Genomic DNA, 15,612 nt, shown 5'->3' with positions numbered 1-15,612 from the left:
AATAACGGCAGGAGGATTAAGAAAATGGCTAAGGAGAAATTCGAGCGGACCAAACCGCATGTAAACATCGGTACGATTGGTCATATTGATCATGGGAAGACGACGCTTACCGCAGCAATCACCAAGCTTGCCGGACTGAAGGGGAATGCCGAGTTTGTTCCCTTTGACGAGATTGACAAGGCTCCTGAGGAAAGAGAGCGCGGTATTACCATTGCAACGGCCCATGTGGAGTACGAGACGGAAAACCGTCACTACGCCCATGTGGACTGCCCGGGCCATGCCGACTATATCAAGAACATGATCACGGGAGCGGCTCAGATGGACGGAGCGGTTCTGGTGGTCAGTGCAGATGACGGTCCCATGCCCCAGACCCGGGAGCATATTCTCCTTGCCCGTCAGGTGGGTGTGCCCAAGATCGTCGTGTTTTTAAACAAATGTGACATGGTGGATGATGAAGAGCTCATCGAGCTGGTGGAAATGGAGCTCCAGGAACTTCTGGATACCTATGAGTTCCCCGGCGACGAGACACCAATCATCCGGGGTTCCGCCCTCAAGGCCCTTGAGAGTGATGACGTGGACAGCGATGAGGCCAAGCCGATTTTTGAGCTTCTGGACATCCTGGACAGCTACGTTCCGGAACCTGAAAGGGACACGGCCAAGCCTTTCCTCATGCCCATAGAGGATGTATTCTCCATTTCCGGCCGGGGCACGGTAGTCACCGGCAGGATTGAGAGGGGGATCATCAAAACCGGCGAGGAGATCGAGATTGTCGGGATCCGGGAGACGTCCAAGACCGTATGTACCGGAGTGGAGATGTTCAGAAAACTTCTTGACGAAGGTCAGGCCGGAGACAACGTAGGTCTTCTGCTCAGGGGAACCAAAAGGGATCAGGTGGAAAGAGGGCAGGTTGTATCCAAGCCCGGCACCATCACCCCCCATACCAAGTTCAAGGCGGAAATGTACGCCCTGAGCAAGGAAGAAGGCGGACGTCATACCCCGTTCTTTTCCGGATACCGGCCCCAGTTCTTTTTCAGGACTACGGATATTACAGGGGTGCTTACCCTTGAAGAGGGCGTTGAGATGATCATGCCCGGTGATAACGCAACCATCAATGTTGAGCTGATCAACCCCATTGCCATGGAAAAAGAACTCCGCTTCGCCATCAGAGAAGGCGGACGGACCGTTGGCGCCGGTGTTATCGGTGAAATTGTTGAATAGGCTCCAAGGAGTTTACAGTGGATAGAGTTCTTATTGCTCTTGCCTGCACAGAGTGCAAGAGAAGAAATTATACAACTACGAAGAACAAGCGGAAAACTCCGGATAAAATCGAGTTTAAGAAGTACTGCAAATTCTGTAATAAACATGTAGTTCATAAAGAGACGAAGATAAAATAGTTCAGTCCCTGCAGGTCAGTAGCTCCAATTGGTAGAGCTCCGGACTCCAAATCCGGCTGTTGGGGGTTCGACTCCCTCCTGACCTGCCATATTTTTAGTTGTCGGTTTCGGTTTTTTGATCGAAACCGACAACGAATCTGGGAGTTATATGTCACGAATACAGAAAAAAAAGTCTGTAAAAGACAAGAAAAAAAGGAATGCTGATCCTGAAAAAGTAGGGGATGCCGGTCTTTCAGGTCCAAAGCCGGCGGCTTCCTCGGTTTCTTCCGCGCCAAGGACGGATAAGGCAGCGGTGGAGGCAAGACCGGGTGAACCCAATTTTTTTCAAAGGGGAATGGAGTTTTTAAGGGAAGTAAAGGTTGAGCTGAAAAAGGTAACCTGGCCCACACGCAAACAGACCACCGGTACAACAATCGTTGTAATTATTTTTGTATTTGTTGTTGCAGCCTTTCTTGGGCTTTTTGATTACAGCCTTTCAAAGCTTGTTCAGGTTGTCCTTACATAGAATAAGGATGGTAACATGTCTCTAAAATGGTACGTGGTTCACGTTTATTCTGGCCATGAACAGAAGGTGAAAACAGCGCTTGAAGAAAAGATAGGCGGATCAAAACATCCGGAAAAATTCGGAGAGATCCTGATTCCCACGGAAAATGTCGTCGAGCTGGTGGGCGGAAAGAAGCGTGAGTCATCCAGAAAGTTTTATCCAGGTTATATCCTGGTCAGAATGTATCTGGACAACGAGACATGGCATATTGTCAGTTCCACCCCAAAGGTAACGGGATTCCTTGGGGGAAAGAACAAGCCCGCGCCCATCAGTGACAGAGAAGCCCAGGTCATTGTAGATAAAATGCAGGTAGGGAAAAACAAACCCCAGCCCAAGTATTTTTTCGAGCCGGGTGACGAGGTCAGGGTAATTGACGGGCCCTTTTCAAATTTTAACGGTACGGTAGAAGAGGTATCCCCGGATAAGGAAAAGATCAAAGTTCTGGTCAGTATTTTCGGACGTGCAACCCCGGTGGAGCTGAATTTTATTCAGGTCAGCAAGATTTAAATCCAAAAAACGGTTTAATATAGAGTTTCAGGAGTATTTTAAAATGGCAAAAAAAGTAATGACGCAAATAAAGCTTCAGGTTGAGGCAGGAAAAGCCAACCCTTCGCCACCCATTGGCCCGGCTCTGGGACAGCACGGGGTCAATATCATGGATTTCTGCAAGGCTTTTAATGCTAAAACCTCCAACGACGCAGGATCGATCATTCCAGTTGTCATCACCGTCTACCAGGACAGATCCTTCAGCTTTATTACCAAGACACCCCCGGCATCCAGGCTGCTGCTGGCCGCAGCCAAAATCTCAAAGGGCTCCGGAGAGCCCAACCGGGATAAGGTCGGTAAGGTGACCCGGGATCAGCTTGTCCAGATTGCTGAAACCAAAAAAGAAGATCTTAATGCCTCAGATATTGATGCGGCAGTGAAAATAATCGCCGGTACCGCAAGAAGTATGGGGATAGAAGTTGTTTAACTTTAAGTAGAAGAGTGATGAAAAATGCCTAAGCGGAGTAAAAAACATACAGAAGCACTGAATAAGGTAGACAGGACTGTGCAATACGATCCAAAGGAGGCTATGGATCTGACAGTTTCCTCAAGTTACGTAAAATTCGATGAAACCGTTGATGTGGCCGTAAGGCTGGGTGTTGATCCGCGGCATGCCGATCAGATGGTTCGCGGCACGGTTATTCTGCCCAACGGGCTTGGCAAGGAAGTCAAGATTCTGGTTTTTGCCAAAGGCGAAAAGGAAACGGAAGCCCTGGACGCCGGGGCAGACTTCATTGCCAATGATGAGATCATTGAAAAGATCAAGGACGGCTGGTTCGGATTTGACAAGGCCATTGCCACACCCGATATGATGGGTGCCGTGGGGAAACTGGGAAGAGTCCTGGGACCACGGGGGCTCATGCCCAATGCCAAAACCGGAACCGTCACCTTTGAACTGGGAAAGGCCATCAACGAGCTGAAAGCGGGTAAAATTGATTTCAGGGTGGAGAAAGCGGGAATTGTTCACGTTCCCGTTGGCAAGGTTTCCTTTGGGGCAGAAAAACTGACCGAGAATGTCAAGGCCTTTCTTGACAAGCTGGTTGCCCTGAAACCCGCCTCCAGTAAGGGAACTTACCTGAAAAACATCAGCATTTCGTCTACCATGGGGCCCGGCATTAAAGTCGATCCCCTGTTGATAAAATAGGTAGAAAATCTGTCCTAGACAGTAGGTGCACCCATGGGTGCATAATCGGATTTGCCGGCCTGCCGAGACACAAAAATATAAAATTTTGTTTTGGTTTAAGTTGGCACCTTCGTACAAGATTCAATAATGAAAGGAGGTGTGAATAAATTGCTAAATATTTCCCAGAAAAAAGAACTGGTTGAAAGACTGGCCAAACAGCTTGGTGAAGCAGAGATCTCAATCGTCATCGATTACATGGGACTTGACGTTTCCAAGATGACAGAGCTTCGCAGCAAGCTGCGCGAGGTCGGAGTTCAGATCGAGGTTGTTAAGAATACCCTTTTGAACCTGGCTTCAAAAGAAACCGACACAGCCCTGATGTCTGATTTTTTCAAAGGCCCCACCGCCATTGTTACATCTGTGGATGATCCGGTGTCTCCGGCAAAGGTTCTGGTTGACTTTGCCAAAGAGAATGAAAAACTGGAGATCAAGGCGGCCACCCTCGGCGGAAATCTTCTTGATTCCGAACAGATCAAGCAACTGGCCAAAATGCCCTCAAAAGAAGAATTGCTTACCAAGCTCGTCTATACCCTTAATGCGGTTCCGACTTCCTTGGTCAATGTTCTTTCAGGTGTGCCAAGATCTTTTGTCAACGTGCTCAGCGCCGTCAAAGATCAAAAAGAAGCAGCTTAAAACAATAGATTATACCAATTTAAAAAATAAATTTAGTACTTTAGGAGATAAAAAATGGCTGATATCACAAAAGATGATGTTATTGAATTCATATCGAGCATGAGCGTTCTTGAGCTCTCTGAACTGGTTAAGGAACTTGAAGAGAAATTTGGCGTCAGCGCCGCTGCCCCGGTTGCTTTTGCCGGAGGCCCCATGCCCGGTGCCGGTGACGCAGGCGGAGCCGCCGAAGAGGAAAAAACCGAGTTTGATGTTGTTCTTGAAGCCATTGGTGACAAGAAGATCAACGTAATTAAGGAAGTCAGAGCCATCACCGGCCTTGGCCTCAAGGAAGCCAAAGCCCTGGTTGAGGAAGCCCCCAAGGCGGTCAAGGAAGGCATCCCCAAGGAAGAAGCCGAGAAGATCAAGGAACAGCTTGAGGGAGCGGGCGCTCAGGTTTCTGTAAAATAGTTTTGCAGTGCTGAAATAGTTTTCGGCCAGATGCATAAAACTTTATGCGGGGGCAAGGCAATGGGCCATGTCTCCGCTTTTACGGTTGGAAAAACTCACATTGGGAGATATCATGACCGGAAGTCTTTTGACGAATAGGCGTTTCAGAAAAGAGTTTGGCAGTAAAAGAAAAATTATTGATATTCCCGACCTCATCGGGATGCAGCGGAATTCTTTTGAAAGTTTTCTTCAGATGGATGTGGAGCCCCAGCACAGGGAAGACAAGGGGCTGCATTCTGTTTTTAAATCCGTTTTTCCCATCAAGGATTTTACCGATACATCCTCCCTTGAGTATGTCTCCTATTCCTTCGGGGAGACCAAGCATTCTGTAAATGAATGCATCAGTAGGGGGATGACCTATGATATCCCGGTGAATATCCGGGTCCGCCTGGTGGTCTATGATCAGGATAAGGAAACCGAGACATCCACAATCAGGGACATCAAAGAACAGGAGATTTATTTCGGGACCATCCCCTTGATGACCCGGCAGGGAACTTTCATCATCAACGGAACCGAACGGGCTGTGGTCAGTCAGCTGCACAGGTCTTCGGGCGTGTTCTTCGACCATGACAAGGGAAAGAACTACTCCACCGGGAAAATTATCTACAACGCCAGGATCATCCCGGTACGCGGTTCCTGGATCGACATGGAAATCGATGCCAAGGATATTGTTAATATCCGTATCGACAGAAGAAGAAAATTTCCCGTGTCCATCCTTTTCAAGGCCTTTGGGTATAACAGCGAAGATATCCTGGATTTTTTCTATAGAAGAGAGCACATCATTAAAAAACAAGGCTCGTTTTTTAAAGAGTTTATTCCTGAAAATCTGATCCGGCAGAGGGCCGGTTTTGACGTAAAATCTCCTGAAACAGGGGAGGTGGTCGTAAAGCAGGGAAGAATTTTTACAAAACGAGCTTTAAAACAGCTCAAGGATGAAGGCCTGAACTATATCCCCATCACGGATACTGAACTCATCGGCAAGGCATTCTCCCACAATTGTTATGATAGAGAGACCGGCGAAATTCTGTATAAGGCCGGTGATCTGATTGCCGAAGACAGCTTTGAACAGATGGAGGAAAAAAATCTGAATGATTTTCATATCCTCTATGTAGATACCAGGAGCTCCGACTCCATGCGCAAGACCCTGGTATCGGACAAGACGGAAACCAAGGAAGAGGCCCTGATGGATATCTACCGGCGTCTTCGTCCGGGGAATCCCGCCACCATTGAGGTGGCCCAGGATTTCATCGACCATCTTTTCTTTAGACAGGCCTATTACGATCTGTCCAAGGTGGGCCGTCTGAAGATGAATCACAGGCTGGGAGTGAATACCAAGATAGACGTAAAAACCCTTCGCAAGGAAGACGTCCTTTTAACGGCCTCCACCCTCATTGAGTTAAAAGATACCCAGGGTCAGGTGGATGACATCGACCATCTGGGCAACAGGAGAGTAAGAGCGGTTGGAGAACTTTTGGAGAACCATTACCGGATCGGCCTGGTCAGAATGGAGCGTGCCATCAAGGAAAAGATGAGCATGCAGGAAGTGGATGCCATGATGCCCCACGACCTGATCAATCCCAAGCCGGTTTCTGCTGTTGTAAGGGAATTTTTCGGAACTTCCCAGCTTTCCCAGTTCATGGATCAGACCAATCCGTTGTCGGAAACCACTCACAAGAGAAGGCTTTCCGCATTGGGTCCCGGCGGCCTGACCCGGGAAAGAGCCGGGTTTGAGGTCAGGGACGTGCATCCCTCCCATTACGGGAGGATCTGTCCCATTGAAACCCCTGAAGGTCCCAATATCGGACTTATCGTCTCCCTTTGCACCTATGCCCGGGTCAATGATTTCGGGTTTATCGAGACGCCCTTCAGAATTGCAGATGAAGGGAATGCATCCAAGGAGATTATCCATCTGAGTGCTTTTGAGGAGAAATCCCATCCCATTGCCCAGGCAAATGCGCCCCTGGATTCCTCCGGCAACTTCATCAACCCCCTGGTTTCATCCCGGGTGGAAGGTGAATTTGAGATGATCGAGAACAAAGATGTCAAGTTCATGGACGTCTCTCCCAACCAGCTGGTTTCGGTTTCTGCGGCTCTGATTCCCTTTCTGGAGAACGATGATGCCAACCGGGCCCTCATGGGCTCCAACATGCAGCGCCAGGCGGTTCCCCTGATCAGGAGCGAAGCACCCCTTGTCGGAACCGGTATGGAAAGTGTGGTGGCCAGGGACTCCGGGGTTACCATCGTTGCAGACTATGACGGAGTCGTGGTGGATGTGGATTCAAAGCGTATTGTTGTCCGCAACGATGAAAAGGAAGACGGCACTTTTGAAAAAGCGGTCTCTATTTATAATTGCACCAAATTCGTCAGATCAAACCAGAACACCTGTTTTAACCACAGGCCCATTGTTGAGAGGGGGGACCGGGTTACAAAGGGTGAGGTGATTGCCGACGGACCGTCCACTGAAATGGGCGAACTGGCATTGGGGAAAAATGTCACCGTGGCCTTTATGCCCTGGGACGGATACAACTACGAGGACTCCATCCTTGTCAGCGAGCGGCTGGTAAAGGACGGGGTCTACACCTCGGTTCACGTGGAAGAGTTCGAAGTTCTGGCCCGGGATACCAAGCTGGGCAAGGAAGAGATTACCAGGGACATTCCCAATGTGGGGGAAGAGGCCCTGAAAAATCTGGATGACAGCGGGATCATCCGCCTGGGCGCCGAGGTCAATCCCGGTGATATCCTGGTGGGCAAGATTACGCCCAAGGGTGAAACCCAGCTCTCTCCGGAAGAGAAGCTTCTCCGGGCCATTTTCGGTGAAAAAGCCGGTGATGTAAAAGATACCTCCCTGTGCGTACCCCCGGGGGTTAAAGGCAAGGTGATTGATGCCAAAGTCTTCTCCAGAAGGGGATTGACCAAGGATGACCGGACCCGGCAGATCGAGGACGAGGAAATTGAACGCCTCGAAAAGGACAGGGACGATGAAATTAAAATCATCTCCCAGGTGGCCCGTGAAAAGGTGGAGAGTATTCTGGACGGCCAGGAAGTAGTGGCCGACCTGGAAAAAAATGGTAAGGCCGTTCTGACGAAGGGGGCCAAGATCCAACCGGCCGGCCTGGAAAATATTCCCGTCTCTGTACTGGTGGACATTGCAGTAAAAGATCCAATGGCCACGGAAAAGGCCCAGATCATTCTGGAACAGGCCCAGGATCAGATTAAAAAAGCCCGGGAACATTTTAACCGGCAGGTATCCCGCTTTGAAAAGGGGGACGACCTTCCGCCCGGTGTTCTCAAATTAATCAAGATCAGCGTGGCCATGGAAAGGGTTCTTTCCGTGGGGGATAAGATGGCCGGGCGCCATGGTAACAAGGGTGTTGTATCAAGGATTCTTAGGACGGAAGATCTGCCCTATTTTGCCGACGGCCGGCCCGTGGATATGGTACTCAACCCCCTGGGAGTTCCCTCCCGTATGAACGTGGGGCAGATTCTGGAGATCCATCTGGGCTCTGCAGCCTTTGGTCTGGGTCAGCAGATCGATGAACTGCTCTCGGAGATGAAGACGGATAAACTCAGGGAAAAAATGAAAAATATCTTCACCCTGACCCAAAAACAGAAGGCAGACGGCATCGAGGACACCCTTGGCCAGGCCATAGACAAGATGACCGAAGAGGAACTTATTGACTTTTCTTCCCTTTACAAGAGGGGGGTCCATACGGCCACCCCGGTATTTGACGGGGCCACGGAAGAGGAGATCAAGGATCTGATTGAAGAGTCGGGATATGACCGCTCCGGACAGTCCGTTCTTTTTGACGGAAGAACCGGTGAGCCCTTTGACATGCCCGTGACCGTGGGAACCATGTACATGCTTAAACTTCACCACCTGGTGGATGACAAGCTCCATGCCCGTTCCATCGGGCCCTATTCCCTGGTCACCCAGCAGCCCCTGGGCGGTAAGGCCCAGTTCGGCGGCCAGAGACTGGGAGAGATGGAGGTCTGGGCCATGGAGGCCTATGGCGCAGCCCATGCACTCCAGGAGTTTCTCACCGTAAAATCCGATGATATGACCGGAAGAACACGGATGTATGAAAAAATAGTCAAAGGCCAGAATGTTCTGGAACCTGGGATGCCTGAGTCATTCAGAGTACTGATGAAAGAGCTCAACAGTCTGGGCCTGGATATGAATCTTATTGAAGGCAGCAAATAAGGAGAAGACATTGGACAATATTTACGATTTCTTCGCAAAACCAAAAGATCCCAAGATTTATCAGGGGGTTCAGATCAGCCTCGCATCTTCAGACCAGATCCGGGAGTGGTCCCATGGCGAGATTAAAAAACCTGAAACCATAAATTACAGAACCTTTAAGCCGGAACGGGACGGCCTGTTTTGCGCAAAGGTGTTCGGCCCCACCAAAGATTATGAGTGCAACTGCGGGAAATACAAGCGCATGAAGCACCGGGGTGTGGTGTGTGAAAAGTGCGGGGTTGAGGTCATCCAGTCTAAAGTGAGAAGGGAGAGAATGGCCCATATCGAGCTGGCTTCTCCGGTATCCCATATCTGGTTTCTCAAGAGTCTTCCCTCCAAGATCGGAAACGTTCTCGATCTGACCCTGAAGAATCTTGAAAAAGTTCTTTATTTTGATTCCTATATCGTCATTGATCCCAAGGACACGGGGCTGAAAAAGATGCAGCTTCTGTCCGACGATCAATACTATGAAGCATTGGAGAGCTTTGGTGAGGAGGCCTTTGATGTGGGCATCGGAGCCGAAGCCATCTTAACCCTGCTCAATGAGATCAAACTCCAGGAAGTCCACGACGAGCTTAAAGAGGAAATCGGCATGACCAAATCTGTTGCCAAGCAGCAGAAAATGGCCAAGCGCCTCAAGGTCATCGATGCCTTTCTTAACTCTGGAATCGAACCGTCCCGGATGATTCTTACGGCCTGCCCCATTCTGCCGCCGGATTTAAGACCCCTGGTGCCCCTGGAGGGAGGCCGGTTTGCCACCTCGGATCTTAACGACCTCTACCGGAGGGTGCTCAACCGGAACAACCGCCTTAAACGGCTGGTGGATCTGGATGCCCCGGACATCATCGTCAGAAATGAAAAGAGGATGCTCCAGGAGTCCGTGGACGTCCTTTTCGATAACGGCCGTCACGGCCGGGTGGTCACAGGCACCAACAAACGGCCTTTGAAATCCCTCAGTGACACCCTCAAGGGAAAACAGGGAAGATTCCGCCAGAACCTTCTGGGAAAACGTGTGGATTATTCCGGCCGTACGGTTATTACGGTGGGATCGGAATTGAGACTCCACCAGTGCGGGATCCCCAAGAAAATGGCCTTGGAATTGTTCAAACCCTTTATTTACAACTATCTTGAGCAGAAAGGCCTGGTGTCAACGGTAAAATCCGCCAAAAAGATGGTGGAACGGGAAGAGACCGAGGTCTGGGATGCACTGGAGTATGTGGTCAAGGAGTATCCGGTCATGCTTAACCGGGCTCCCACCCTTCATCGTCTCGGGTTCCAGGCCTTTGAGCCGGTTCTCATCGAAGGAAAGGCCATCCAGCTTCATCCTCTGGTCTGTCCGGCCTTTAATGCCGATTTTGACGGTGACCAGATGGCGGTCCATGTTCCCCTTTCCCTGGAGTCCCAGCTGGAAGCCCGGATCATGATGCTGTCCACCAACAATATCCTCTCCCCTGCCAATGGTCAGCCCATTATTGTTCCCACCCAGGACATTGTCCTGGGGATCTACTATATGACCCGGGCGGTAGCCGGTCAGAGGGGGGAGGGAATTTCCTTTTCCAGCATTGAAGAGGTCAGATACGCCTTTGATGCAGGAGAGCTTGACCTCCATGCCAGGATCAAGGTCAGGATCGATGATGAGATCTATGAAACCACCACGGGCCGGATCCTTCTCTGGGAATCCATCCCCGGTGACACTCTTCTTTCCCTGAGCCGGATCCGGACCGAAACCCTTGAAGAGTGCGAGGAGGCCCTGGAGGAACTCAAGGCAGGCAAGGACTTTGAGGCGGTTTTGAAGAAATACTCTGATTCGGAGATCAAGAAGAGCCGGGGAGAAACCGGAATCCTGACCCGGAAAGAGTTTAAGAATATCTTTCAATTGTCAGATGTCGTGGTGGAACAGCTCTTCAGCCTCAAAGAAGACCAGTTCACCGACGTCAGGGCGGTGGGAGACAAGTTTACCATTTTCAAGGTGGATGAACGAAAGACAACTCTGCCGTTCACACTGGTCAACAAACTCATGGATAAATCCTCAACGGTCAAACTCATTGACTATGCCTATCGGAACATCGGACTCAAAGAGACCGTGATCCTGTCCGACCGGCTCAAGGATATCGGGTACAAGCACTCCACCCTGGGCGGGCTTTCCATTTGCGTGGATGACATGATCATTCCGGACCAGAAATGGGATCTGATCGCCAAGGCGGAAACAAACATTGAGGATATTAAAACCCAATACTCCGAAGGTCTGATCACCCAGGGTGAGAAGTACAACAAGGTGGTGGACATCTGGGCCCAGGCAACCGACGATATTGCCAATGCCATGATGGAAGTCATGAAAAATCCCATGGGTGTGGAAGATGCTGAATCTGCCGAGCAGATGAATGCCGTTTATGTTATGGCCGACTCCGGTGCCCGTGGATCCAAGGATCAGATGCGCCAGCTGGCCGGTATGCGGGGACTCATGGCCAAACCCTCGGGGGAGATTATCGAGAATCCCATTACCGCCTGTTTTCGTGAGGGATTGTCGGTTCTTCAGTACTTCATCTCCACCCATGGCGCCCGTAAAGGTCTTGCCGATACGGCCCTGAAGACCGCCAACTCAGGATACCTGACCCGGCGTCTGGCCGATGTGGGCCAGGACTGCACCATTATCGAGCACGATTGCGGCACCATTAACGGGATAGAGGTGGAAGCCCTGTATGAAGGGGGTGAAATCATCCAGACCCTGGGAGAGAGAATTTTGGGCAGGGTGACCCAGGAAGATATCAGGGATCCCTATTCAGACGAATTTATCGTCGCCTCAGACACCGAACTCAATGAAAGCCATGTGGCCGAAATCGAACGGGCCGGTGTTCAGAAGGTGAAGATCCGGTCCGTGTTGACCTGCAACTCAAAACATGGGGTCTGCTCCAGGTGCTACGGCCGCGACCTGGCCCACGGGGTGACCGTGGAGATCGGCCAGGCCATCGGAATCGTGGCGGCCCAGTCCATTGGTGAGCCGGGAACCCAGCTGACCATGAGAACCTTCCATATCGGCGGTACTGCCTCCCGGAAAGTAGAGGTTGCCGAGATCAAAGCCCGGGTTGGAGGGATTCTCAAGTACAACCAAGATATCCAGACCGTTACCTCCGCGGAAAATGAGGTCATCGTCATGAACCGTAAGGGCGGCGGCGTCACCATTGTCGGTGAAGAAGGCCGGGAAAGGTCCAAGGAGACCGTTATCTACGGTGCCACTCTCCATGTGCGTGACGGTCAGAATATAGACCCCGGAGACACCATTGCCACCTGGGATCCCTTTACCACCCCGATCATCACGGAGGTATCCGGCCGGGTGAAACTGGCCGACATTGAGGTGGGCAACACGGTTCAGGAGAAGATTGACCCGGTTACGGGCAAGGTCAGCCGTACCATCATCGAAGGAAAAGATACGGAAATCCGCCCCCGGGTTACATTGAGGGATAAAGAAGGAAAAGCCGTCAAGCTTCCGGGATCCAAAAATAATGCCCAGTACTTTCTCCCCGTGAATGCCATTCTCACAGTTGAGGAGGATGATGCCATCATGGCGGGGGATGTCGTTGCCAAGCTGCCCAGGGCCACCACCAAGACCAAGGATATCACCGGGGGTCTGCCCAGGGTTGCAGAGCTTTTTGAAGTCAGAAAGCCCAAGGACCCGGGCATGCTCACTGAAATTGACGGGTATATTTCCGTGGCAAAGGGGACCAAGGGGCGTCAGAAGGTCACGGTGACTCCCACGGATGTGGGGGACAAAAAAGAGTACTCTGTTCCAAAGGGCTCCCATGTTACCGTGTACGACGGAGATTACGTCAAGGCAGGAGATCCTCTTATTGCCGGCAGTGCCAATCCCCAGGATATTATGAATATCAAGGGAGAGGTGGCCCTGGCCAAGTATCTGGTGGATGAGGTGCAGGAAGTCTACCGCCTCCAGGGGGTCCGTATCAATGACAAGCACATCGAAGTGGTGATCCGCCAGATGATGCGGCGGGTTAAAGTCACCACTCCCGGGGATACCAATTTTATTCCGGACGAACAGGTTGACCGGGTGATGTTTGAAGAGAAAAACCGGGAAGTGGCCATGAGCGGCGGCGAGCCTGCCAAGGGTGAGCCTCTGATTCTTGGAATCACCAAGGCCTCCCTGTCCACGGACAGTTTTTTGTCTGCCGCGTCCTTCCAGGAGACCACCAAGGTCCTGACCCTGGCCGCCATTGAAGGCAAGTACGACAGCCTCAAAGGATTAAAGGAGAATGTGGTTATGGGCAGGCTGATTCCGGCGGGAACCGGATTCCCGGGATACCATAATGTTGAGGTGGCTGTCGGAGAGGTGGCAGAGGTATAAAATCAAAAAAAGCTTGACTTTGCGAAAAAGCGAGCGTAAAATTAAATATTTTGTCGTATATGACATTGTTTTATTTTGATAAGGAGCGTTGGGAAGATTATGCCGACCATAAATCAGTTGGTTCGAAAAGGTAGAAAAAAAGCAGAAAAAAAGGTTGGTACGCCTGCTTTGAAGGGTGGTCCCCAGAAACGGGGAGTCTGTACCCGGGTGTATACATCAACTCCGAAAAAACCGAACTCTGCTTTGAGAAAAGTGGCAAGGGTTCGTTTGACAACCGGTATGGAAGTCGCTGCATATATCCCCGGTATGGGACACAATCTTCAGGAGCACTCTGTTGTTCTGGTGAGGGGCGGAAGGGTAAAGGACCTTCCCGGTGTCCGCTATCACATTGTCAGAGGGGCTCTGGATACGCTGGGCGTTGACGACAGAAGGCAGGGACGTTCCAAATACGGAGCCAAGAGACCTAAATAAGGTAAAGATATATAATTCATACTATTTGGTGGACATGACAGATGGCAGATAAAGAGATCGTAATTGAAAATTTTACGCAGGACGCAAGCCCGCAGCAGAAGTTGGCTGCAAAGTTTATCAACTGTGTAATGAAAGACGGCAAGAAAAACGCAGCCCGTAAAGTTGTCACCAATGCCTTGTCGATGGCTGAAAGCAAAATCGGAGAGCCTGCTCTGGATGTTTTTAAAAAGGCGGTTGACAACATCCGACCCTCGGTGGAGGTGAAGTCCAGGAGAATCGGGGGGTCCACTTACCAGGTGCCGACGGATATCAAGCCGGCCCGGCAGACAGCCCTGGCCTTCAGGTGGTTGATCAGCTACAGCCGGGGTCGTTCCGAAAAAGGCTATGCCAACAAGCTTGCCGCAGAGTTGATGGACGCATACAACAACCGGGGCGGAGCCATAAAGAAAAAAGAGGATACACACAAAATGGCAGAGGCCAACAAGGCATTTGCCCATTTCAGGTGGTAAAATTTTTCAATATTGAGATTAAGATTCCACGGGAGGAATAATAGAAAATGGCTAAGGAGAAATTCGAGCGGACCAAACCGCATGTAAACATCGGTACGATTGGGCATATTGACCATGGGAAGACGACGCTTACCGCAGCAATCACCAAGCTTGCCGGACTGAAGGGGAATGCCGAGTTTGTTCCCTTTGACGAGATTGACAAGGCTCCTGAGGAAAGAGAGCGCGGTATCACCATTGCAACGGCCCATGTGGAGTACGAGACGGAAAACCGTCACTACGCCCATGTGGACTGCCCGGGCCATGCCGACTATATCAAGAACATGATCACGGGAGCGGCTCAGATGGACGGAGCGGTTCTGGTGGTCAGTGCAGATGACGGTCCCATGCCCCAGACCCGGGAGCATATTCTCCTTGCCCGTCAGGTGGGTGTGCCCAAGATCGTCGTGTTTTTAAACAAATGTGACATGGTGGATGATGAAGAGCTCATCGAGCTGGTGGAAATGGAGCTCCAGGAACTTCTGGATACCTATGAGTTCCCCGGCGACGAGACACCGATCATCCGGGGTTCCGCCCTCAAGGCCCTTGAGAGTGATGACGTAGACAGCGATGAGGCCAAGCCGATTTTTGAGCTTCTGGACATCCTGGACAGCTACGTTCCGGAACCTGAAAGGGACACGGCCAAGCCTTTCCTCATGCCCATAGAGGATGTATTCTCCATTTCCGGCCGGGGCACGGTAGTCACCGGCAGGATTGAGAGGGGGATCATCAAAACCGGCGAGGAGATCGAGATTGTCGGGATCCGGGAGACGTCCAAGACCGTATGTACCGGAGTGGAGATGTTCAGAAAACTTCTTGACGAAGGTCAGGCCGGAGACAACGTAGGTCTTCTGCTCAGGGGAACCAAAAGGGATCAGGTGGAAAGAGGGCAGGTTGTATCCAAGCCCGGCACCATCACCCCCCATACCAAATTCAAGGCGGAAATGTACGCCCTGAGCAAGGAAGAAGGCGGACGTCATACCCCGTTCTTTTCCGGATACCGGCCCCAGTTCTTTTTCAGGACTACGGATATTACAGGGGTGCTTACCCTTGAAGAGGGCGTTGAGATGATCATGCCCGGTGATAACGCAACCATCAATGTTGAGCTGATCAACCCCATTGCCATGGAAAAAGAACTCCGCTTCGCCATCAGAGAAGGCGGACGGACCGTTGGCGCCGGTGTTATCGGTGAAATTGTTGAATAAGGTCTTTTAGG

13 protein-coding genes and 1 tRNA gene are annotated in these 15,612 nt (G+C 50.9%); all 14 read left to right on the top strand.

What is annotated here, in order from left to right:
- The first annotated feature begins 24 nt into the window (after positions 1 to 24).
- The 14 genes from tuf (F608_RS0105505) to tuf (F608_RS0105445) all read left to right on the top strand — a co-directional run bounded on the left by tuf (F608_RS0105505) (position 25) and on the right by tuf (F608_RS0105445) (position 15,601).
- Positions 25 to 1,218 (top strand): elongation factor Tu, encoded by a 1,194-nt coding sequence (tuf, locus tag F608_RS0105505; RefSeq protein ID WP_022664607.1) that lies wholly within the window; start codon positions 25 to 27, stop codon positions 1,216 to 1,218.
- Between the two features lie 17 nt (positions 1,219 to 1,235).
- Positions 1,236 to 1,394: a 50S ribosomal protein L33 gene (gene rpmG / locus F608_RS35610; protein WP_022664618.1), complete on the top strand. Its 159-nt coding sequence runs from the start codon at positions 1,236 to 1,238 to the stop codon at positions 1,392 to 1,394.
- 12 nt (positions 1,395 to 1,406) lie between these two features.
- Positions 1,407 to 1,483 (top strand) — tRNA-Trp (locus tag F608_RS0105500).
- 26 nt (positions 1,484 to 1,509) lie between these two features.
- Positions 1,510 to 1,899, top strand: a complete 390-nt coding sequence (gene secE / locus F608_RS0105495) for a preprotein translocase subunit SecE (RefSeq protein WP_244154243.1) — start codon at positions 1,510 to 1,512, stop codon at positions 1,897 to 1,899.
- A 15-nt stretch (positions 1,900 to 1,914) separates the two neighbouring features.
- Positions 1,915 to 2,445, top strand: coding sequence for a transcription termination/antitermination protein NusG (gene nusG, locus F608_RS0105490; protein ID WP_022664616.1), 531 nt, complete (start codon positions 1,915 to 1,917; stop codon positions 2,443 to 2,445).
- A 43-nt stretch (positions 2,446 to 2,488) separates the two neighbouring features.
- Positions 2,489 to 2,911: a 50S ribosomal protein L11 gene (gene rplK, locus F608_RS0105485; protein WP_022664615.1), complete on the top strand. Its 423-nt coding sequence runs from the start codon at positions 2,489 to 2,491 to the stop codon at positions 2,909 to 2,911.
- Positions 2,912 to 2,935: 24 nt separating this feature from the next.
- The gene (gene rplA / locus F608_RS0105480; RefSeq protein WP_022664614.1) at positions 2,936 to 3,628 is read left to right on the top strand and encodes a 50S ribosomal protein L1; all 693 of its coding nucleotides are present in this window, start codon (positions 2,936 to 2,938) and stop codon (positions 3,626 to 3,628) included.
- Between the two features lie 138 nt (positions 3,629 to 3,766).
- On the top strand, positions 3,767 to 4,300 hold the full coding sequence (gene rplJ, locus F608_RS0105475; protein ID WP_244154242.1) for a 50S ribosomal protein L10: 534 nt from the start codon (positions 3,767 to 3,769) through the stop codon (positions 4,298 to 4,300).
- 54 nt (positions 4,301 to 4,354) lie between these two features.
- Positions 4,355 to 4,747: a 50S ribosomal protein L7/L12 gene (gene rplL / locus F608_RS0105470; RefSeq protein WP_022664612.1), complete on the top strand. Its 393-nt coding sequence runs from the start codon at positions 4,355 to 4,357 to the stop codon at positions 4,745 to 4,747.
- Between the two features lie 112 nt (positions 4,748 to 4,859).
- On the top strand, positions 4,860 to 8,987 hold the full coding sequence (rpoB, locus tag F608_RS0105465) for a DNA-directed RNA polymerase subunit beta (RefSeq protein WP_027362505.1): 4,128 nt from the start codon (positions 4,860 to 4,862) through the stop codon (positions 8,985 to 8,987).
- A 10-nt stretch (positions 8,988 to 8,997) separates the two neighbouring features.
- Positions 8,998 to 13,380 (top strand): DNA-directed RNA polymerase subunit beta', encoded by a 4,383-nt coding sequence (gene rpoC, locus F608_RS0105460; protein WP_022664610.1) that lies wholly within the window; start codon positions 8,998 to 9,000, stop codon positions 13,378 to 13,380.
- A gap of 99 nt (positions 13,381 to 13,479) precedes the next feature.
- Positions 13,480 to 13,851, top strand: coding sequence for a 30S ribosomal protein S12 (rpsL, locus tag F608_RS0105455; RefSeq protein ID WP_022664609.1), 372 nt, complete (start codon positions 13,480 to 13,482; stop codon positions 13,849 to 13,851).
- 41 nt (positions 13,852 to 13,892) lie between these two features.
- Positions 13,893 to 14,360: a 30S ribosomal protein S7 gene (rpsG, locus tag F608_RS0105450; protein WP_022664608.1), complete on the top strand. Its 468-nt coding sequence runs from the start codon at positions 13,893 to 13,895 to the stop codon at positions 14,358 to 14,360.
- A gap of 47 nt (positions 14,361 to 14,407) precedes the next feature.
- Positions 14,408 to 15,601 carry an elongation factor Tu gene (tuf, locus tag F608_RS0105445; protein WP_022664607.1) on the top strand — a complete coding sequence of 398 codons (1,194 nt, stop codon included), beginning with the start codon at positions 14,408 to 14,410 and terminating at the stop codon, positions 15,599 to 15,601.
- Positions 15,602 to 15,612: the final 11 nt, after the last annotated feature.

Origin of the sequence: Desulfospira joergensenii DSM 10085 (assembly GCF_000420085.1) — a bacterium.
Lineage (GTDB): Bacteria > Desulfobacterota > Desulfobacteria > Desulfobacterales > Desulfobacteraceae > Desulfospira > Desulfospira joergensenii.
This window is presented reverse-complemented; position numbering and strand designations above follow the sequence as displayed.